The organism is Alkalibacterium psychrotolerans, from assembly GCF_054784355.1.
The window spans coordinates 54,329-75,290 of record NZ_BAAGPH010000027.1; the positions used below are offsets into that span (position 1 = coordinate 54,329).

The following is a 20,962-nucleotide window of genomic DNA, read 5'->3' on the forward strand; positions in this document are numbered from 1 at the left end:
AAACGAAAAATTAATTGAATTTTAATCTTTAATGTTCGTGTTTTAAACAGAAAGCGCTTCATCGAGTTCTTTTACCTTCAGTGACGTTCGTTTGTACTCTATTTCATCGTCACAAATTCTTCTGCCGCAGTCGGATGGATGGCTACCGTGCGGTCGAAATCCTTCTTGGTGGCGCCCATTTGTATAGCCACTGCGAACCCCTGCAGAATTTCGTCCATTCCTTTTCCGATTCCGTGGAGACCAACAACTTTTTCGCGTTTACCGACACAGACTAGCTTCATATAGGCTTTCTGTCTATTGCCCGTTATTGAACTGTGCATGGACGTAAACGTAGATTTATAGATTTTTACTTTTTCATCGGGGTAGCGATCGTGTGCTTCCTCTTCAGTCATGCCGATGGTCCCGATTGGCGGGTGAGTAAATATGACCGTCGGAATATTATCGTATGATAGATACTCCTTATCCTTTTCATTAAATAAGCGTTCAGATAACCGTCGGCCTGCTGCTATGGCGACTGGTGTCAATTCGACTCTGCCTGTGACATCGCCGACTGCATAAATGTGCTGCCCTGTTGTATTCTGATACTTGTCAATTTCAATGTAACCACCTGGATACAGACTAACGCCTGCAGCCTCAAGGTTCAGTCCAGCCGTATTTGGTATTCGACCAGTAGCCCAAAGAACCTCATCGGTCTCATGAGTCGTGCCGTCTTTAAAATGAAGCTCGTACTTGCCGCTTTCCAGTTCTTTCAGTTCAGTTACAGTTTTATTTGTTGAGATTTTTCTTCCTTCACTTTCCGAAATGGCCGCAAACCCCTCACAAATAATGGAATCAAAATTGTAGAGTGGTTGAGGTTTTCTCACAAAAAGATGAGTATCGACCCCGAGTGCATGGAAAATATTACTCATTTCAACTCCGATGTAGCCACCGCCGATAACTGCGATACTCTCAGGAAGTGTATCCATTTCAAACACATCATCTGAGACCATGCCCAATTCACCGCCTGGAATATCCAGACGTTTCGGCTGACCGCCAGTTGCGATGAGAATGTGATTTGCTGTAATTTTCTTACCATTGACTTCGACAGTCGTTTCATCCACGAACCTTGCTCTGCCTTTAATCAGTTCCACATTATTGCTGTCGAGTCCTTTCTCATAGGCTGTATGCAGAAAATCAATATACCGTTTTCTGTTGCCAACCATCTTTTCAAAATTCAAACTCGGCTTTTCTGAAAATTCCAGGCCATAGCCCTCACCATAATGATTCAATGACTCCATCATTTCCGCTACATACCACATGACTTTCTTAGGGACACAGCCTAAATTGACGCACGTCCCACCTAAGCTGCCTTCTTCTATTAAGGCGACTTTGGCACCATGCATCCCTGCACGATTGGCTGAAGCAATCCCTCCGCTTCCGCCACCGATAACAAGATAATCATAATCATATTGTTGATTCATAAATGTCTCCCTCTCTTTTCAGATGCTGCCCCAAATAAACTGGGGTATACTTTTTTTTCGTAGTCGAAATAATACTGACCGAGTGCATATTTATATTTATCTCGTTCATCCCACGGTTTATGTTTACCCGAATAATGGATGAATACAACCTCACTTTCCACATTCTTCAGATTATATTTGTGTGGAAACAGTATTTTTAGTTTTTCGTACACTTTAGGATTCATATTATATAGACGCCAGTCCTCTTCGAGAATATCGTTAACGAAAACCAGATTAAAAATATCCTGGTCCGGTAGTATTAGAAACGGTTTATTTTCGCGAATGGACTGTACGATATGATCGGCGTCAGCTGTTTTTCTCAATTTAGTCAGATTCATCAATACTACACCGGAATTGAAATAATCATCTGATTCAAAATTTCGTAATCTTAAATTATTAAATGGCTGAACCCATTTGGTCTTATACTTGTAATTAGTCGCGACAAAAGAATAACCAAAAAAACTCTTGTTGTAAAATGACTTTATGTCATTGACACAGACAATGTCCGGATCCAGATACAACACCCGGTCAACATCATCCGGCAGCAGATACGGTGCAAACATCCATAGATACATTTCCAGAGCATAATATCTGGTTATAGCAACTTTATCAGAAGTTCTAAAAAATTTATCGCTTTTAATCGGCTTTAACGTATTGCCGTCTTTTTCAATAAACGCCTTCAGCTCATGTAGCGTCTCTTCTGATATGCCAGTATGCAGCAGGTACATGCAAAAAGAATCATGTGGATGGTTCTCCGTTAGAGACTGTATCAGTACCTTTAAAGGATACACATAATTTTCATTTAAAGAGAAGAGTAAATTAATCATTTATATACCTCCAGAAACCGTCACTCCCTACTCAGTGACATCTTTTATCCATTATACCTTTTCTTGAACAAAATCTCACATAAAGCACTTTCGCTTCTTTTCCTTTTAAACAGTATTCAATTCCAATATAATAGAAGAAATGAGTTGGAAAGAAGGATTTTAATGGAGAAGAAAGAATTATATACTACACTGTTTCGATCGACTTTTTTTCTTAGTATGTTTACCTTTGGCGGCGGATATGTCATTGTTCCTTTGATGGAAAAGAAATTTGTCAATGAACTGAAATGGTTGGATGAAGACGAAATGCTGAACCTGATCGCAGTCGGTCAGTCCGCACCTGGGCCTATTGCTGTCAATACATCACTTTTAGTCGGGTATCGAATGGCGGGGGTTCCTGGAGCCTTGATAACTGTACTAGGAACCATTCTGCCCCCCTTAGTAATTATGACTATTCTAGCATATATTTATATGGCGGTGCGTGACAATGCGATTGTTAACAATATACTAACGGGTATGCAGGCGGGTGTTGCGGCGATTATCGTCAACGTTGTCTACAATATGGGCAAACGAATCGTTCGACAGAAAAAAATAGTGCCCATACTCGTCATGGTTGCCGCACTGATTGCGGGAATCATTTTCCAGGTGAATATTCTCTGGCTGCTTCTGTTTTCAGCACTTATTGGTGGTTTTACCACCCTTATCAACTTAAAAGGAAAAAAGGATAAGGGGGATCTTAAATGATATACTTAGAACTGTTTTTAAGCTTTTTCCAAATAGGCCTGTTCAGTTTCGGTGGCGGCTATGCTGCACTGCCACTTATCGAACAGGAACTGATTCATGCCCAAGGATGGATTACTAACCAGCAGTTTATCGATATTTTAACCTTATCCGAAATGACACCTGGTCCCATAGCCATTAACGCAGCGACTTTCTCGGGTAATCAGATTGCAGGAATTTTAGGTGGTGTTATAGCAACAGTCGGTGTAACCCTACCTTCTGTTATTATCGTCCAGCTTTTAGCATACTTCTACTTTAAATACCAGAATCTGACCATCGTTCAAGGTATTATACAAGGCCTCAGACCCGCAGTAGTGGCGCTGATTGCATCCGCAGGACTGACTATCTTCATGACGGCCATGTTCGGCCACAGTGACTGGCCCGTTGCTTTTTCGGAAATTAACTGGGTGTCCATCCTGCTCTTCGCTACAGCTATTTTCCTAATGAGAAAATATAAGGCCAGTCCCATTCAGGTGATGTTAATGACAGGAGTAGCTGGAGGTATTGTCTATACTATACTTTAAATCAGAAAAACAGAGAGTTTTATGCTCTCTGTTTTTTTTATTTTAAATATGATAAGTGAATTGCCTACTTTGACAAAGCACATTTCCAAGATTCATATTATAGAGTTTGGCATATAAAAGAGGAATACCCACAAGAGTATTCCTCTTAAATTAAGAATAGTTATTTGGACTCTGTCTGTTGAACTTAGTTTGCGGTCTTGTCTTGTGACCATATATTCTTGGCATCAGCTTGCTGTCAATAAACGGCGCCAATGCATTCATGATAAGTATTGAATAACCTACCCCACCTGGGTGATCAAGTGTAATACGGAAAAATGCCGTCAGTACTCCGCAGCCAATAGCAAAAACAGTTTTACCTTCTGGTGTCAGTGCACCGGAACTGTAGTCAGTAGCCATATAAGTTGCTCCGAAAAACAGTGTACCTGTCAATACATGAGTCAGCATGAAGTCAAAGTTGAAGGTTGACCATAATCCCATAACGACAAATGTTGTAACAATATATAATATAGGCACTTTTGGATTAATGACTCTTCTGAAAATCAGATAGAGCATGCCGATTAATATAGCAAGTTTTGACGTTTCTCCAATATTACCTCCGAGATTGAACCCCATAAATAAATCGAGAAAGCCTGGTACTTCTTCAGGAACTGTGCGAGAAAAATGACCAATATATTCCAATGGAGTAGCTGTAGATACCGCATCTACACCTCTGTAGCCACTATTAAAAAAACCAGCCGGTAATACCCAATTTGCCAGCCATGGAGTGAAGAATGCTTTAATCACTACTCGCCCGGCAACTGCAGGGTTAAAGTAGTTTCGTCCGATTCCCCCATTGAATTGTTTAACAATAACTATGGCAAAAATAGAGCCGAACATAATCATCCAGATAGGTGCTGTAACCGGCAGACTCAAACCAATCAGCATACCCGTAACAGCGGCACTATGATCATGGATTTTTATAGGCTTGTACGTCAATTTCTGATATGCATACTCCGACGCAACCGCTGTACCAATACCGATAGCAACCATTGCAAATACCCACCAGCCAAAGAAGTAAGCTGCAGCTATTGTAGGTGGAATTAATGCAATCATCACCTGGTCCATTACCCACGCAGACGTCCGCTTGCTTCTGACGTGCGGAGAAGGCTCCATACGTAACTTGCCTTTAACATCTACTGCTTGAGCCATCTTACTTCTCCTCCTTCTGCTTAATCGCAGCCTTAGCTGCTCTTATATTTTCAAGTAGAGGGATTTTAGACGGACAGATAAATGAACAGTTTCCGCATTCAATACAGTCCATCGCACCTAATTCTTTTGCTTTTTCAATATTGCCTCTTTCGAAGGCTTCACTAATCAGAATCGGCTGAAGGCTGACTGGGCAGACGTTCACACATTCTGAACACATAATACAATCTTCTTCTTCCCCAATATGGGCTTCTTCAGGAGTGAGAACTGTAATGGCCGTTGTTCCTTTGATGATGGGTACGCCTAAGTCAGAAACTGTTTTACCCATCATAGGTCCGCCGCCCAGTACTTTACCGGGGACTTCAGAAAAGCCGCCACAGTCATCGATTAATGAATCCATCGGTGTGCCAATTTTTACTCGAAGGTTTTTCGGTTCTTTAACAGGTGTCCCTGATACAGAAACAATTCGTTCGATCAACGGCTCACCGTATTCGCACGCGCGGTAGACAGAGCGGATTGTTGACGTATTTGTCACTACGCACCGTACTTCTGCAGGCAGCCCACCTGGCGGTACTTCTCGTCCTGCAAGATTTTGAATCAAGTTCTTTTCAGAACCTTGAGGGTACATCGTTTTAAGTGGACGAACAGTGATGTCGTCAAACTCTTCTGATGCTTCTTCCATCGATTTAATTGCATCCGGTTTATTGTCTTCAATTCCAATATAGATTTTTTTCAGCTGAGGAAACAGTTTTCTGGACAGATTAATTCCATCGATGATTTCATCAGCATGCTCGACCATCACTCGGTGGTCAGAAGTGGAATAAGGTTCACATTCTGCTCCGTTAATGATTAATGTATCAATTGTCATACCCGGTGGAGGACTTAATTTGACTGCAGTAGGGAAAGTTGCTCCTCCCATTCCTACAATACCGGCTTTTCTCACTGTACTTAAAATGTCATCTTTAGACATTTCATGAGAATGACCAGGTTCAACGATAGGATCTGCTTTTGTATACTGATAGTCATTCTTGATAATGATACTATCTGCTTCTCCACCTACTGTCGGTCGCTTTTCAAGGCCTATAACTTCACCGGAAACAGAAGCATACACATGCGCTGAAACAAAGCCGCCTTCTTCAGCGATAACCTGACCTACTTTTACCTGATCTCCAATTTCAACGACGGGTTTTGCCGGTGCACCTATGTGCATCGATACGGGGTATACCATTATCTTAGGTACTGACGCATCAACGATAGGCAGTTTACTCGTTCGTGATTTATTTTCTTCTGGGTGGGAACCGCCTTCTTTACCCATGAATGAAAAATGCATCACTCTCATCCTCTCTCAATTTCCAAATTTTTTCATTCATCTTTTCACAAATAGTGCTATGATTATGTATAGAAAAGTTGAATGCATTTATTTATAATAAATACAGTATACAATATGACAGACAAAGTTTAAAGTAAATACAAACGAAATGAAATTCATTCTTGTTTTTATACTTGATGTTAATAATAATAGTATTAAACGTACAAAGGGGGATTCGCATGGATTATTCAGAGCTGGAATTATTTTTAAGACTGTTTTTAGCAGCTATAGTCGGGGGAATTATTGGATACGAACGTGAACTTAAAGGGCGCGATGCAGGGATACGCACTCACACTCTCGTCAGTTTGGGAGCCGCAATTATTACCATGACCCAACTCGAAGCAAGCAGATGGGTGCTCAATTTCGCAATGGAAAACCCCGATTATTCTAACATTCTCAACTCTGACATTACTCGTCTAACTGCCCAGATAGTAAACGGTATCGGTTTTTTAGGAGCCGGGACCATTATTGTCAGTAGACGAACGGTTACTGGGTTAACAACTGCTGCCTCCATATGGGCCGTAGCCAGTCTTGGTATCGCTGTCGGCATGGGAAACTACACTATGGCATTAACCAGTACTCTTATTATGCTGATTGTGCTTCGCGTAGTGAAAGGCATGTTTAAGATTGATCGAACCAAGCAACTTGAAGTACAATACAAAAACAGAAATCAGACTTTAAGCTATTTGGAAAAAGCTTTCTCTGAGAATTCTATCCAAGTTATTTCCACTGATCACGCCATAACTTACTTGGAAGATGGGACCTCTATCTGTGAGGACCTCTATACTCTTCATTTACCTAACCAATTTAATATGATGCACTTTATTGCTGACGTTGGTGAACATGAGGACATTATGAAAATAAACACAATCAAAACCACTCTCGACAATTAATTTCAAAAGACACACACTATTAATGCAGTGTGTGTCTTTCAGCTATTCCACCGTAAACTCAGCAGTCAGGACTTCTCCTTCTATATGTCTGACGACTCGGTAGCGCCCTTCCTCAAAGGGTTCATAATACTCCATGTTCAGCTCTTCTTCTGCTTCTTCACCTGGGCCCAGCATATGGGCGATTAAAATAAAGGCCATTTCTTCTTCCGGTTCTACTATATACCACTCATCATCTTCTTCGACTTCTACAGTAAAGGCTACGCCATAAGAAATTTCCTCTTCCGATTCATTGCTGACAGTCAGGATGAATGTCTCTCCTTCTTCAGCATATGTCTCCTGATCTAAAGTTATTTCAACACCATCTAAGGTGTTCACCTCTTCAAAGGGAGATGCTTCTTTTGAAGCTCCACAAGCAGACAGAGCTGCGCTAGTAAATAAAACAGCGCTCATTCCTTTAATTGTATTTGACATCTGTCTCACGCCTTTCAAATAAATCTAAATTAAGTATACCTTATTTTCCTTAAAATGATAAAAATTCACACTCTATTTTTACAATTGCATTCTACTATAATTCTACGAGGATATCATCTGTTCACTGCTGTCATTTGTATTGATGTACAAAAAAAACGACTGAAATAATTTCAGTCGTTTCGTTTAATTAGTTTTCAGCTAAGATATCTCTTTTTGCTAAAGGTTCAGTTAAGTCATAATCAGCATGCACTTTCGGACGTTTTTTATGCCCATATATTTTAGGCATAGCAATCTTATCGACAAACGGAATAATTGCATTCATGATTAGAATCGAAATACCAACTCCTTCAGGTGCAAAGTTGCCGATTCTGAATACCGCCGTTAAAATACCGGCTCCTATTGCAAAGATGGTTCGCCCATGTGGGGTCAGACCACCAGATGCGTAGTCAGTCACCATAAAGGTTGCAGCCAGCATGAGTGCGCCACTGAATAAATGATACATCATAAATTCAAAGTCGAATCCTGAATACACGAGCATAATTGCAGCCACTGTACCAATATATAGTGCCGGTTGCTTAGGATTAATAATACGACGGAAAATTAAGAAGGCCATCGCAACTAACAAAGCCAACGCACTTGTTTCACCGAGGGAGCCTCCCCATGCGCCTTGATCTCCAAGAAACATGTTCAATAAAGTCTGGGCACCTTCAGGAACTTCCTGCGCACCACTAGCAATATAAAAAAGCGGAGTGGCTTCAGATACTAAATCCCAAGGTGTTGCACCTGTAATAGCTTCGGCATGACTGGCAGTAGTAATCAAGTCTTCACCCTGAACAAAGGTATTAACAATCCAAGGGGCCATTAAGTAAACGACACGTCCGCCTACAGCTGGATTGAACCTGTTTTTACCAATTCCTCCGGGAATCATTTTGACTATAATAATGGCAAACAAACTCACCAGTACAACGCTGAACCACTGGACACCATTCGGCATGCTTAATCCAATAAGCATACCAGTGACAACAGCAGATAAATCAGTAACCGTTACACGCTTGCGTACAATTTTTTCGTAAAGGTACTCACTGATGACACAGGTTACAACTGCTAAAGCTGTCAGATAGAGTGTCTGAAAACCGAAGAAATACGTTCCTGCTGCCAATGGGAAAAGCATGGCAATGATAACCTGCAGCATAATCCACTGAGATGACCATTTTTCAAACACGTGAGGTGAATTATCTAGGACCAGATCGTAATCAGCTAATGTGGTTTTTTTCTTGTCTGTTGTCATACTCTACACCGCCTTTGCGTTCTGCTTGATAGCAGCTTTAGATTTTCTAATGTTATCAAGTAAAGGTATTTTTGATGGGCAGATAAATGAACAGTTCCCACATTCAATACAGTCCATGGCGCCTAACTCTTCGGCCTTCTTAATATCGCCACGCTCGTATGCATTGCTAATCAAAATCGGCTGCAGACTCACTGGACAAACATTCAGACATTCTGAACAACGAATACAGTCGATACGCTCTTCTTCATCCACTTCTTCAGCGGTCATGAAAGTAATATGAGTCGTTCCCTTCGAAATCGGAATTGCACCATCTTTAATCGTTTTACCCATCATCGGTCCACCATGAATGACTTTGCGAGGAACTTCCTGGAAGCCACCACATACATCAATCAAGTCATCGATTGGTGTACCCAATCTGACAAGCAAGTTCTTCGGATCAGCGATTGGTGTCCCAGAAATCGTTGTAACACGCTCAACCATAGGCTTGCCCAAACGAACTGCGCGATAAATCATCTGGAACGTTCCGACGTTAGAGACGATACAGCCAATATCTGCCGGAAGTCCGCCTGCTGGCACTTGACGCCCCGTACAGTTCTCAATAAGCTGTTTTTCAGATCCTTGAGGATATTTAGCTTCAAGGACTTTAACTTCTACTTTATCGTAGCCCTCTGCAGCTTTTTCCAACGCTTCTCCGGCCTCTTTAGCATTGTCTTCAATACCGATATAAATCTTATCAACATTCAGGGTTTCATCAATGACTCGAACACCCTCAATAATTTCATCCGCGTACTCAATCATGGTACGCAAGTCAGATGTTGAGTACGGTTCACATTCTGCACCATTCAAAATAATCGTATCAATTTTTTTGTCTTTAGGCGGAGCCATCTTAACGTTCGTCGGGAACGTTGCTCCTCCCATACCTGAAATTCCAGCACGTTTAATCAGCTCCGGAACCATAGCAGGATCTACATTATCTCCCGCTTCAGGAAAAGGCGGCTCTTCCGTATACTCACCATCATTTTTTATGATGACACAAGTATAGATACCACTTAATACATCTCTCTCTTCAATCGAAACTACTTCTCCACTGACAGATGACAACACATTTGCAGATATGAATCCTTGCGCCTCACCAATTAATGTTCCAACTTTGACCTTATCTCCTACTGCAACTACTGGTTTAGCCGGTGCTCCTAAATGCATGGACATCGGAAAAACCATTATTGAAGGTGCATCAACTTTCTCGATAGCCTTATTATGCGTACGAGATTTATTATGTTTAGGAAACGTAGCCTTTTGCACTGTTTTAAAACGCATTCCCTTTCCTCCTCAAATTCTATGAAAGCTAACCCTGATTATGTAACAACAAGAACAACATAGTAATAATTTCACAAATATATTTAAATGATAGTTGTTACAATCTCTATACTAAGAATAACGAAACACTATGCAAAAGTAAAGATTTTAAAGGGTTTTTACCGAAAATATGTACAGAAATATCACAAATGATAATGATTATCATTCTCTTTTTCATTTTAAATTCGTACTTTTTTGTGAAAAAAACACATGTGCAAGTTCAACTACTTATTATTTTTACTAACAAAAATGTAATGATTATAAATACAACAACACCTATCTAAACAAATGCCTAAAACTAAGCACGAGCATTCTCATTTAGATTATGTAATGAGAATTATTAGAATGACATTTCCAGCATAAGTGTTACCTTTTTCGTGAATTTCATTTTACTTCTGAATGTAAATACGCCAATAAAAGAAAAACTGCTATCTCCAGATTACTGGGGATAACAGTTTTAAACAGTATTTGACTGTGCAATTTCTTCAGCAATTTTATTGATTTTTCTTAGTCGGTGATTAACGCCTGATTTTGATACTCCCCCATTTGGAACAAGTTCTCCCAATTCTTTTAGGCTGATATCAGGGTGATCCAATCTGAGTTTTGCAATTTCTCTCAGTTTTTCCGGAAGTGTATCCAGACCTTTCATACGAGCTATCAGTTCAATACTCTCAACCTGCTTACTCGCTGCATCTATCGTCTTGTTAAGATTAGCATTTTCACAATTGACCAGTCGATTGACTGAGTTGCGCATATCTCTGACAATCCGGACATCTTCAAAACGAAACATACTTCCGGTTGCGCCAATTAAGGATAGGAAGTTGGCTATCTTTTCTGATTCTTTAAGGTACACAATGTAGCCGTTTCTTCTTTCATGCATGCGGGCATTTAAATCGAACAGCTGCATCATATGACAGATATCTTCATTATGCTCTTCATAATTTGAATATATTTCCAGATGATAACGGCTGGTATCCGGACTGTTCACAGACCCACTAGCAAGGAATGCCCCTCTTAAATATGACTTAGCTTTTTGTTTATTGTTCAATATCTCATCAGGTATATGACCACTATATAGCATGCCATCCATTATACCCAATTCTTTGAGAATAGTTTCCGTACCACTTTTTAAACGAACAATGTAAACATTATTCTTTTTCAGTTTCATCTTTTTGCGGACCAGCAACTCGGATTCCACGTCAAAGTTATCCTTGATTAACGAATAAATTCTTCTTGCAATCGCGGCATTTTCAGTCTGAACATTAAGTACAAAGGTATGATCCACAATACTTAACGTACCATTCATTCGTATCAATGCCGCCAATTCTGCCTTGGCATGTTCCGGATGAACTTCGAGTAAGGTTAATTCTTTCTTCACTTCAAACGCAAACGACATATTATCACTTCCCTGTTTATCTGCTTATCGTTTACAAATAATTATTTATCTTACGCTGACTGTTGAACGCTGTTCTAAAGATTTCTTCTGCTGCTTTCTCGCCATCATGATAGACGCCACGCGGAGAAAGCTTTAAAAAATCATCAGAGATGATTAATGGGACTTCTTCTTGGAGTCCTTTGAAATCATGATCCACCTGCAGTAAGTATTCATTGTTATCTTCCGGCGAAATATAATCGGAAGGAACATGGCCGTTATTTGTTAGAGCAATATCAATAAATTTGCCACCCAAGTGCTTATGCAAGACACGAACGTGATCAGCATCGGTAAACCCTTCAGTTTCACCCAATTGAGTCATGATATTTGAAATATAAACCACTTTAGCTTCTGTCTCTAACAATGCCTTCCCTATATCCGGAATCATTATATTCGGAAGGATACTCGTAAATAAACTACCAGGGCCAAGCACGACCATGTCTGCATCCATAATGGAAGAGATGACTTTTCGACTGGCGTGAACAGGCTTACGACCTTCCACACAGGAAACGGCAACATAGTCAATCATCTTACCGCTCTTCGGTATGCGTGATTCCCCTGACTGTGTTGTTCCATCCATATAACGGGCATGGAGAACAAGTGGCTCTTCCGCCGACGGATACACATGGCCTTTGACATGCATCATAGTCGCCAGAAGCTGAATGGCATCATATATACTTCCTCTCATGTCTGCAGTGGCCTGAATAATCAGATTGCCGATTGTATGACCTGAAAGTGATGATTCGCATGTCTTGAAACGGTACTGAAAAATTTCTTTCTGCAGTTCGGGGATATCCGACAAGGCAATCAGGACATTTCTCAAATCGCCTGGCGGCACTGCATTAAAGCTTTTTCTCAGTTCTCCACTACTGCCGCCATCATCAGCCACTGTAACAATGGCTGTGACGTCGGCATCTTTTTCTTTTAGGCTTTTTAAAATAACAGGCAAACCTGTTCCGCCGCCGATAACGACAATTTTCGGTTTTCTTTTATTCGTTACTATCTGCTTCATGATCGCACAACGGACTCCTTTACTTTATCTTTATCTCGATGAGATATATTGACCGGATAACCATCCGCTTTAATTTTCTTTGCAATACGCTCAACCAATGCAACAGACCGGTGTTTCCCTCCGGTACAGCCTACTGCTATCGTGAGATTGCTTTTTCCTTCCTTTTTGTATCCGGGAAGAGTAATGTCCAGAAGATCCGTAAACTTCTTGTAGAACTGTTCTGTTTCCGTCTGATGCATGACGTATTCGTATACCTCTTCATCCAGACCAGTTTGTGGTCTCAGTTCTGGGATATAGTGGGGATTTGGCAGAAACCTGACATCCATAACAATGTCTGCATCGATTGGAATACCGTACTTGAAACCAAAGGATACCATCTCCACTCTGAACATTTCTTTTTCTTTTGTTTTAAACTTCGTGATTAGTCTTTCTCTTAACTGTCTAGGCGTCAAGTCTGACGTGTCAATAACCAGCTGGGCTTTTCTTCTAATGGTCTGTAGCAGTTCACGTTCCTTTTTTATTCCTTCAATTGTTCGCTCGTTTTTAGCCAGCGGGTGTGCGCGTCTGCTTTCTTTGTACCGCGTCACAAGCTCTTCATTTGTCGCATCCAGAAAAACGATGCGTGTAGTGATGTGAGGCGTGTTATCCATAGTGGTAATAGCTGAATTAATTTCTTCAAAGAAATCCTTCATACGCAAGTCCATAACCAGTGCAATTTTACTGAACTGTCCTGATTCTCTCACTAATTTCCAAAATGTAGGGAGGAGATTCGGTGGCATATTATCAATACAGTAGTACCCCATGTCTTCAAAACTCTGCATGGCTACGGTTTTCCCGGCGCCACTCATTCCAGTGATAATAACCAATTCTAATGTCTCGTTCATTGTCTCCACTCCTTAAGTGTCAATCGCGTGTTCAGAATCATCTATTGACTTCCCTTAATTATAACATCCCTGGCGTGTCATGTATACTTAACTTTGAAAGCGTCATATGCTGTTCATAATAAAAAAGCTGTACAGCACATGCCGTACAGCTTTTGATTGTCAGTTTTCTATCTTGCAGGTACTCTTTCCGAGTATAGTATATAAGCCGCACCTGTTCGCAAGAGCAGTTCCCAATAATGGAATTGACAGTATCCCCATCCACCTTGCTGGTCCCTTTGTGATGAACAGTAGTGGAAAAAGAAACCCTGCCATGCTTATTCGAATCCATTTATCCGTCTTGCCTATATTTTTTTCCATACCGATACTCTCCTGCTTATTTTTTAGTGGTTGTCTATAATTTTCTGAATATCCGCTTCAAAGGCTTCCAGTTTTTCTTCTACCACAACACCGGAGTCATCCTGTGCAGACATATAAAATTTAATTTTAGGCTCAGTGCCTGAAGGACGCGCTGCGATCCAACTCGAATCAGCCAGAGTATACTTCAGCACATTTGCTTTAGGTAAATCAATGGTTTCTTGGCCTGATTTCGTTGTTCTAGTCTGCTCTTTGAAGTCTTCTGCCTTACAGACCTTGATGCCTCCAAACTCCTTAGGCGACTCCTTTCTAAGTGCCTCCATGAGTGACTGGATTTTTTCTGTACCTTCCTTGCCTTCCATAGTAATGGAAATGGTTTTTTCTCTGTAATGGCCGTACTGGTGGTATAAGTCATGCAAGGCATCGAAGCAGCTGTTTTCCTGTTCTTTATGGAACGCTGCCATCTCAGCAACCAGCAAAAGTGCCTGAATCGCATCTTTATCTCTGACGAAAGGCTGAACCAGATAGCCGTAACTTTCCTCGAAACCAAACATGAATGTATGCTCGTGTGTTTCTTCAAATTCTTTTATTTTCTGTGCGATAAACTTGAATCCAGTAAGTACATCTAATGACTGTACTCCATACTTATCCGCTATGACTGCCGGCAGTTCACTCGATACAATTGACTTAATGATGATGCCGCCTTGAGGTAAAGTCCCCAGCTTAGTATGGGCATTAAGGATGTAGTCCACCATAAGACTGGCAATCTGGTTGCCGGACAGCACTTCATAGTGACCTGCAGTAGTCTTCACTGCCATTCCCAGTCGGTCAGCATCCGGGTCAGTTGCAATTAAAATATCCGCATCTTCTTTTTCAGCCTGTTTCATAGCCATTTCGAAGGCTTTAGGGTCTTCCGGGTTAGGAGATTTTACAGTTGAAAAGTCGGGATCGGCTTCTGCCTGTTCTTCCACAAGAGAAACTTTTTTAAAGCCAGCTTGCTTTAATGCTTTCATGCCGATCATTTTTCCTGTTCCGTGAAGAGGCGTAAAAATAATTTTCAGATTTCTTCCTTGACGATCAATTAAGTCCTGATCTATCGTTACCGTTCTTAAGTAGTCAAGATAGACGCGGTCAACATCTCGACCGACAATTTTAAGCAGGCCTTTTTCTTTCGCTGTATCTTCAGACACTGTCTTGATGGATAATAAATCAGTGACACTTCTCACGTAACTCGTCAGTTCGTCTGCCTCTGCAGGGGGCAGTTGCGCTCCGTCATCACCATAGACTTTATACCCATTGTATTCAGGCGGATTATGGCTCGCGGTAATCATAATACCTGCAGCAGCTTTGAAATGTCTGACTGCAAAAGAAAGTTCTGGTGTTGCCCGCAGCTCTTCAAAGACATATGCTTTTATTCCATGTGCAGCTAAGGTTTTTGCAGCCTCGACTGCAAACTCCGGAGACTTGTGGCGTGAATCATATGCAATAGCTACGCCCTTTTTAGCAAACTCACTGCCCTTGCTTTCCAGGAATAAGGCTAGCCCTTCCGTTGCCTGGCGGACAGTATACGCGTTCATACGATTCGTTCCAGCTCCAATAATTCCACGCATTCCTGCTGTTCCAAACTCAAGTGAAGTATAAAATGCATCTTCAAGAACGGCTTCGTCCGATTGATAGCCTTCCAGTTCCTTCTTCAGTTCTGTGTCCAGGTTTTCATTCTTCAGCCATGTTTCATAGTTTTCTTTCCAATTCATCATTTTCCCTCTTTTCTGCATTATGTATAGAGCGCTTACTGTTTCTTTGTACATTGTACCATTTTTAGCTATCTCTTGCATGAAAAAAGTATACACGTGATATCAGTATTGAACTGAAGGAAAGCTCTATTAAATAAAAAACTGCACAAGAATTATACTCATTGTATAACTCCTGTGCAGTTTGTATCTTTTAGTTAGACTTCCAGCAAATTATTTTACTTCCTGCTTCTCCATCTTTTCCTTCAGTTCTTCCACATACTGATAGGCTGCATTACCTGCAACTGAACCATCACCGACAGCAGTCGCTACTTGTCTTAGTACGGTGTCTCTCACATCTCCGACAGCGAATATTCCCGGTACAGCGGTCATCATTTGCGCATCTGTTTCTATCCAGCCTTCTTCGTTCGTAATCGGAAGTCCACTGAAGCTTTCAGAATTAGGCAGCAGACCAATGTAGATAAATACGCCATCCGCCTCAAGGGTAGATACATCACCCGTTTTCACATTCTTTATCTGAACACCGGAAACCATTTGATCGCCATTGATTTCTTCTACAACAGAATCCCAGACAAAATCAACTTTTTCATTTTTAAATGCACGATCTTGAAGAATTTTTTGAGCACGCAGCTCATCACGGCGGTGAACAATCGTTACTTTGCTTGCAAACTGAGTCAGATACGTGCCTTCTTCCACAGCAGAGTCTCCTCCACCTACTACCACGACGTGTTTGTTCTTGAAGAACGCTCCATCACAAACTGCACAGTAAGAGACACCGCGACCATTCAGTTCCGCTTCACCTTTAACGCCTAACTTCTTATGTTCTGCTCCAGTACTGATAATGACAGACTTTGCAAAATAAGATTTATCTGATACGACAATTTCTTTTTCGTGCCCGTGGTCAATGATATCCTTAACGTCACCATAAACATGTTCAGCACCGAACTGCTTGGCCCCTTCGTACATTTTCATGGATAAATCCGGACCCATAATTGTTTTAAAACCAGAATAGTTTTCAATTTCAGCCGTATTGTTCATCTGACCACCCGGCAGTCCTTTTTCAAGAATCAGTGTAGACAGATTTGAGCGGGACGCATATAAAGCTGCCGTCAAGCCTCCTGGACCTGCACCAATTACTACTACATCATAAACAATTTTTTCTTCACTCATTAGTGTATTCCTCCTACATTAGATACTGATTTGATTACTCGCTTCATGTACTTACTTTTTGTAAGTTTTGTTTAATCCTTTATCAGTATACTAAACTGAGATGATATGTCAAGAGTAAAAGCTTCTTTCACAACAAACAGACAGACACTGTTCATTATAAAAGAAGCTGGCTCATTTTAAAATAGTTTAATATTCTTTAGCGTCTTCTAGTACATGCTCTTCAGGGTGCAGTTTGTTCTCCACTTTACCATTCTCAAGTTCTTTTGACAGGCCGAGGATGTAATCGCGTAAATCATCCTTAACCTGCGGATGTTTCAGGCCGTACTGTATCGTCGTTTTGAGAAAGCCGAATTTATCTCCCACATCATAGCGTTCACCTTTAAATTCCTTGGCAAACACCCGCTGTGTTTTATTTAAAATATCTATCGCATCGGTCAGCTGAATTTCTCCGCCTTTTCCTGGTTCCAGGTGCTCCAGAATATCGAAAATCTCCGGGGTTAAAAGGTAACGTCCGATAATTGCCAAATCACTCGGGGCATCTTCCGGTTCGGGTTTTTCTACAAATTTACGTACGTTGTATAAGCCTTCTCCAGCTTCTGCCTCCGGATCAATTATTCCATAACTGGATGTTTCTTCATGAGGCACTTTCATAACGGCAATATTTGACGCGTGCGTCTTCTCGTAGCTGTTTATAAGCTGTTTAGTCAACGGTTCTTCATCAACCATGACATCATCACCCAGCATAATGACAAAGGGCTCATTTCCAACAAAGGCCTTTGCCTGAAGAACAGCATGACCCAATCCTAAAGGATAGGCCTGTCTTGCGAAATAAAGATTCAGACCGGTCGTTTCTTCAACCAGTTCCAGAAGGTCGTGTTTGCCTTTTGCGCGCAGGTTCTCTTCCAGTTCCGGATTTGAATCAAAATGATCTTCAATCGGCCGCTTCAACTTACCGGTTATAATTAGAATATCTTCAATCCCGGAAGCAATCGCTTCTTCTACTATGAATTGAATGGTCGGTTTATCCACAATGGGAATCATTTCTTTTGGCATAGCCTTTGTAGCCGGCAGGAATCTTGTTCCATATCCTGCGGCTGGGATAATTGCTTTTCTTACTTTCTGCACAGTTCACAACTCCTTTTATAGTTTTTAAGCCCGTCAGGTAGTTAATCTATTCCGACTTGCCTTCTCGCTGCATTAAATTAAGTATAACATCTTTAACATTTAAATGGTTGTAAACCACATTGTAGATTGCTTCGGTTATGGGCATGTCAATACCGTGGAGTTTGGCCAGCTCATAAGCCGCCTTGGTTGTCGAGATGCCTTCAACCACCATTCCCATCTCGTTAAGAATCGTATCGACGTCTTTATCTTTTCCAAGCTGATAGCCTGCTCTCCAGTTTCTGGAATGGGAACTGGTACACGTAACGATAAGATCTCCCACTCCACTCAGTCCCATGAATGTCAACGGATCGGCACCCAGTTCAATGCCCAATCGGCTGATTTCAGCCAGCCCTCTAGTGACCAGTCCCGCTTTGGCATTGTCCCCATAACCCAGGCCGGATATCACGCCGGCACCCAGTGCAATAATATTTTTTAGCGCCGCACCGATTTCAACACCTATAATGTCTGTATTCGTGTAGACTCTAAAATAATCATTAATGAATAAATTCTGGGTGAGTTTAGCTGCCTCTGCGTTTTCAGATGCTGCCGTAATGGTAGTCAAGTCTCTTTTGACCACTTCCTCAGCATGACTCGGACCGGACAAAGCGACAATACCCTTTACATACTCTGAAGGCAACTCTTCCGAAAGGATTGTAGAAATTCGTTTGTAACTGTTCTCTTCCAAACCTTTAGAAGCATGAATGACCGTGATGGAATGGCTGAGAGCCGAACTGACCTGTCTGGAAACTTCTCGAATAGCCTTAGTAGGGATGACAAACACAACTGCCTCAGCTTCTTCAAGCGCTTCTTCAAGCTGCGTCGTCGCCCTTATATTTTCAGGAAAAGCAAAGTCGGGTAAATAGTGTTTATTAGTATGGCTGTTATTAATTTCATCACACTGCTTATTATCTCTTGTCCAGAGAGTGACGGCATGACCATTCTCAAACAGGACATTGGCTAAAGCACTTCCCCATGATCCTGCACCCAATACAGCTATTTTTTTATTCACTTTTCCCTCTCCTTTTACTTCCCTTTATTTTTTCTTTTCATATTTCTTTCTTTTGTCTTCAAATTCTTTTTCAGGCTTCGTTCCCTCAGTGTAATAAGGTGGTTTAGGGAACTCGTAGAATCTTCTGTATAAGATTAAGCCGATAGCGCCGACGAACAATACGAGCGACAGCAGCTGGGAAACTCTGAATCCTCCCAAGTACAGGCTGTCAGTCCGCAGTCCCTCAATAAAGAAGCGGCCCAATCCGTACCAGACCAAGTACCCCAAGAAGGCTTCTCCTCTTCTCAAGACTTTCGTCTGTGCACGCACAATCATTAGTATAGTGAATCCAATAACATTCCAGACTGACTCGTATAAAAATGTAGGATGATAATACGTTCCATCAATATTCATATGATTTACGATGAATTCAGGCAATCGCAGCCCTTCAAGGAACTCACGTGTCACTTCTGTTCCGTGGGCTTCCTGATTAATGAAGTTTCCCCACCTTCCAATTGCCTGAGCTATCATGACGTGTGGGGCTAAAACATCCACCAGCAGCCAGACAGGTACATTTCTTTTTTCACTGTACATATACAATGTAATAAACCCGAGTATCAGACCACCGTAGATAGCCAGGCCGCCTTCCCAGAAATAAAATATCCGAATCGGATCAGCCAGGTAAGTCGGGAGCTTAAACAGAACATAATACAGCCGTGCACCAATAATCCCAGCCGGAATAATCCAGAATGCCAAATCAATAATAAAGTCTTCACCAATACCACGTTTATTTGCCTCTTTCATACTTAACCATACCGCGACAAACATTCCGACGACTATAATCAGTCCATACCAGGCCACTTCAATTGGGCCCAGTCTAAATGCTATCGGGTCAATACTTCCTAGTGCTGCGTTCATTACTGTTCCTCCAATTAATTATTTTGAGAATTGTCATTGATGAGTTTGCTTAAATTATTCTCAAAGGTTTGCGTCGCATCATAACCCATATCTTTTGCGCGTATATTCATTGTTGCAATCTCAATAATAATGGACAGATTACGTCCGACTTTAACCGGTATGGACAATTTGGGAATCTCCACATTGAAGAAACGCATCTTGTCCAGATTATAGCCAAGGCGATCATATTGGCGATTTTTATCCCAATGTTCAAGATTAATAACCAGGTCAACTGTTTTCTTAGTACGGATGGAGCCGACACCAAATAAGTTGACTACATCAATCACACCTAGACCTCTAATTTCTATCAGGTGACGCAGGATTTCTGGGGGCTCTCCAATAATCCTTCTTTCATCCATCATGTAAAGTTCCACTCTGTCATCAGCAACAAGGCGGTGGCCACGCTGAATAAGCTCCAGAGCGGTTTCTGATTTTCCTATTCCAGAATCGCCTATAATCAACACACCCATGCCATAAATATCGACAAGGACACCATGCTGAGACATTCTTTCAGCTAGACGCTCCTCAAGAAAGTTTGTCACATTGGAAGACAGACGGGTAGTAGAACGCTGTGAGACAAGCACAGGAATACCTTTTTCTTCAGCAGCTTTCAGCAACTCTTTTGGCGGTTCCTGGCTACGTGACACCAGAAAGGCCGGTGTATCTGCCTGACACATCCGTTTCATTACTATATAACGCTCGTCACTGGTCATTTTATCAGCAAACGATAATTCAGTTTTACCAAGCAGTTGGATACGGTCTTGCGGATAGAAACTGAAATACCCTGTCAGCTCTAAAGCTGGACGGGACAAATCGCTTATCTTGATTTCTCTATCAAGATGGTCTTCTCCAAGGACTACTGTTATATCGTCCATTGCATTTACTAACTCTTCTATTTTTACTGAAGCAGTCATTAGAAATCTCCTTTAATTTTTATTCAGACTCGTTTTAATCATATCACATTTACCTCTTCCATTATAGATGAAACGAAGCAGTTCACAAGAAAGACTGCCTGTTACTTAATATGAAGCAGATATATAAATTTTTTTAAGTGCTCGAAA

20 protein-coding genes are annotated in these 20,962 nt (G+C 41.3%); 3 read left to right on the plus strand and 17 right to left on the minus strand.

Annotated elements, in window-relative coordinates; translation table 11 throughout:
• Nucleotides 1-98: 98 nt before the first annotated feature.
• Both gorA and ACYVLS_RS04495 read right to left on the minus strand, forming a co-directional pair.
• The gene (gene gorA, locus ACYVLS_RS04490; RefSeq protein WP_460321696.1) at nucleotides 99-1,460 is read right to left on the minus strand and encodes a glutathione-disulfide reductase; all 1,362 of its coding nucleotides are present in this window, start codon (nucleotides 1,458-1,460) and stop codon (nucleotides 99-101) included.
• On the minus strand, nucleotides 1,457-2,326 hold the full coding sequence (locus tag ACYVLS_RS04495; RefSeq protein ID WP_460321698.1) for a glycosyltransferase family 8 protein: 870 nt from the start codon (nucleotides 2,324-2,326) through the stop codon (nucleotides 1,457-1,459). The genes gorA and ACYVLS_RS04495 overlap by 4 nt, the downstream gene beginning before the upstream one ends.
• A gap of 162 nt (nucleotides 2,327-2,488) precedes the next feature.
• Between ACYVLS_RS04495 and ACYVLS_RS04500 the strand changes: the two genes are divergently transcribed.
• Both ACYVLS_RS04500 and ACYVLS_RS04505 read left to right on the plus strand, forming a co-directional pair.
• Nucleotides 2,489-3,067, plus strand: coding sequence for a chromate transporter (locus ACYVLS_RS04500; protein WP_460321701.1), 579 nt, complete (start codon nucleotides 2,489-2,491; stop codon nucleotides 3,065-3,067).
• Entirely contained in the window at nucleotides 3,064-3,627 is a 564-nt protein-coding gene (locus tag ACYVLS_RS04505; protein ID WP_460321703.1) for a chromate transporter, read from the plus strand. The genes ACYVLS_RS04500 and ACYVLS_RS04505 overlap by 4 nt, the downstream gene beginning before the upstream one ends.
• Before the next feature lie 150 nt (nucleotides 3,628-3,777).
• Here ACYVLS_RS04505 and ACYVLS_RS04510 read toward each other — a convergent pair whose 3' ends face one another.
• Both ACYVLS_RS04510 and rsxC (ACYVLS_RS04515) read right to left on the minus strand, forming a co-directional pair.
• Nucleotides 3,778-4,815 carry an RnfABCDGE type electron transport complex subunit D gene (locus ACYVLS_RS04510; protein WP_460321706.1) on the minus strand — a complete coding sequence of 346 codons (1,038 nt, stop codon included), beginning with the start codon at nucleotides 4,813-4,815 and terminating at the stop codon, nucleotides 3,778-3,780.
• A 1-nt stretch (nucleotide 4,816) separates the two neighbouring features.
• Complete coding sequence (rsxC, locus tag ACYVLS_RS04515; protein WP_460321708.1) at nucleotides 4,817-6,142, minus strand: electron transport complex subunit RsxC; 1,326 nt, start codon at nucleotides 6,140-6,142, stop codon at nucleotides 4,817-4,819.
• A 218-nt stretch (nucleotides 6,143-6,360) separates the two neighbouring features.
• On the opposite strand from rsxC (ACYVLS_RS04515), the gene ACYVLS_RS04520 reads away from it, so the two are divergent.
• The gene (locus tag ACYVLS_RS04520; protein ID WP_460321711.1) at nucleotides 6,361-7,074 is read left to right on the plus strand and encodes an MgtC/SapB family protein; all 714 of its coding nucleotides are present in this window, start codon (nucleotides 6,361-6,363) and stop codon (nucleotides 7,072-7,074) included.
• 42 nt (nucleotides 7,075-7,116) lie between these two features.
• On the opposite strand, the gene ACYVLS_RS04525 is transcribed toward ACYVLS_RS04520, so the two are convergent.
• The 13 genes from ACYVLS_RS04525 to hprK form a co-directional block, all read right to left on the minus strand.
• Nucleotides 7,117-7,545: an immunoglobulin-like domain-containing protein gene (locus ACYVLS_RS04525; RefSeq protein ID WP_460321713.1), complete on the minus strand. Its 429-nt coding sequence runs from the start codon at nucleotides 7,543-7,545 to the stop codon at nucleotides 7,117-7,119.
• A 187-nt stretch (nucleotides 7,546-7,732) separates the two neighbouring features.
• Entirely contained in the window at nucleotides 7,733-8,833 is a 1,101-nt protein-coding gene (locus tag ACYVLS_RS04530) for an RnfABCDGE type electron transport complex subunit D (protein ID WP_460321715.1), read from the minus strand.
• A gap of 3 nt (nucleotides 8,834-8,836) precedes the next feature.
• The gene (gene rsxC, locus ACYVLS_RS04535) at nucleotides 8,837-10,150 is read right to left on the minus strand and encodes an electron transport complex subunit RsxC (protein WP_460321717.1); all 1,314 of its coding nucleotides are present in this window, start codon (nucleotides 10,148-10,150) and stop codon (nucleotides 8,837-8,839) included.
• Between the two features lie 496 nt (nucleotides 10,151-10,646).
• On the minus strand, nucleotides 10,647-11,585 hold the full coding sequence (gene whiA, locus ACYVLS_RS04540; protein ID WP_460321719.1) for a DNA-binding protein WhiA: 939 nt from the start codon (nucleotides 11,583-11,585) through the stop codon (nucleotides 10,647-10,649).
• 31 nt (nucleotides 11,586-11,616) lie between these two features.
• Nucleotides 11,617-12,633, minus strand: coding sequence for a gluconeogenesis factor YvcK family protein (locus tag ACYVLS_RS04545; RefSeq protein ID WP_460321721.1), 1,017 nt, complete (start codon nucleotides 12,631-12,633; stop codon nucleotides 11,617-11,619).
• A complete protein-coding gene (rapZ, locus tag ACYVLS_RS04550) occupies nucleotides 12,630-13,517 on the minus strand; it encodes an RNase adapter RapZ (protein ID WP_460321723.1) in 888 nt (295 codons plus the stop codon). The genes ACYVLS_RS04545 and rapZ overlap by 4 nt, the downstream gene beginning before the upstream one ends.
• A 159-nt stretch (nucleotides 13,518-13,676) precedes the next feature.
• Nucleotides 13,677-13,874: a YgaP family membrane protein gene (locus ACYVLS_RS04555; RefSeq protein ID WP_460321725.1), complete on the minus strand. Its 198-nt coding sequence runs from the start codon at nucleotides 13,872-13,874 to the stop codon at nucleotides 13,677-13,679.
• 23 nt (nucleotides 13,875-13,897) lie between these two features.
• Nucleotides 13,898-15,625, minus strand: a complete 1,728-nt coding sequence (locus tag ACYVLS_RS04560) for a phospho-sugar mutase (RefSeq protein ID WP_460321727.1) — start codon at nucleotides 15,623-15,625, stop codon at nucleotides 13,898-13,900.
• A gap of 210 nt (nucleotides 15,626-15,835) precedes the next feature.
• Nucleotides 15,836-16,792, minus strand: a complete 957-nt coding sequence (gene trxB, locus ACYVLS_RS04565; protein ID WP_460321730.1) for a thioredoxin-disulfide reductase — start codon at nucleotides 16,790-16,792, stop codon at nucleotides 15,836-15,838.
• A gap of 186 nt (nucleotides 16,793-16,978) precedes the next feature.
• Complete coding sequence (galU, locus tag ACYVLS_RS04570; RefSeq protein WP_460321732.1) at nucleotides 16,979-17,917, minus strand: UTP--glucose-1-phosphate uridylyltransferase GalU; 939 nt, start codon at nucleotides 17,915-17,917, stop codon at nucleotides 16,979-16,981.
• Nucleotides 17,918-17,963: 46 nt separating this feature from the next.
• Nucleotides 17,964-18,965 carry an NAD(P)H-dependent glycerol-3-phosphate dehydrogenase gene (locus ACYVLS_RS04575; protein ID WP_460321735.1) on the minus strand — a complete coding sequence of 334 codons (1,002 nt, stop codon included), beginning with the start codon at nucleotides 18,963-18,965 and terminating at the stop codon, nucleotides 17,964-17,966.
• Nucleotides 18,966-18,989: 24 nt separating this feature from the next.
• Nucleotides 18,990-19,862 carry a prolipoprotein diacylglyceryl transferase gene (gene lgt / locus ACYVLS_RS04580; protein ID WP_460321738.1) on the minus strand — a complete coding sequence of 291 codons (873 nt, stop codon included), beginning with the start codon at nucleotides 19,860-19,862 and terminating at the stop codon, nucleotides 18,990-18,992.
• A 14-nt stretch (nucleotides 19,863-19,876) separates the two neighbouring features.
• Nucleotides 19,877-20,815: an HPr(Ser) kinase/phosphatase gene (gene hprK, locus ACYVLS_RS04585; RefSeq protein ID WP_460321740.1), complete on the minus strand. Its 939-nt coding sequence runs from the start codon at nucleotides 20,813-20,815 to the stop codon at nucleotides 19,877-19,879.
• Between the last annotated feature and the right edge of the window lie 147 nt (nucleotides 20,816-20,962).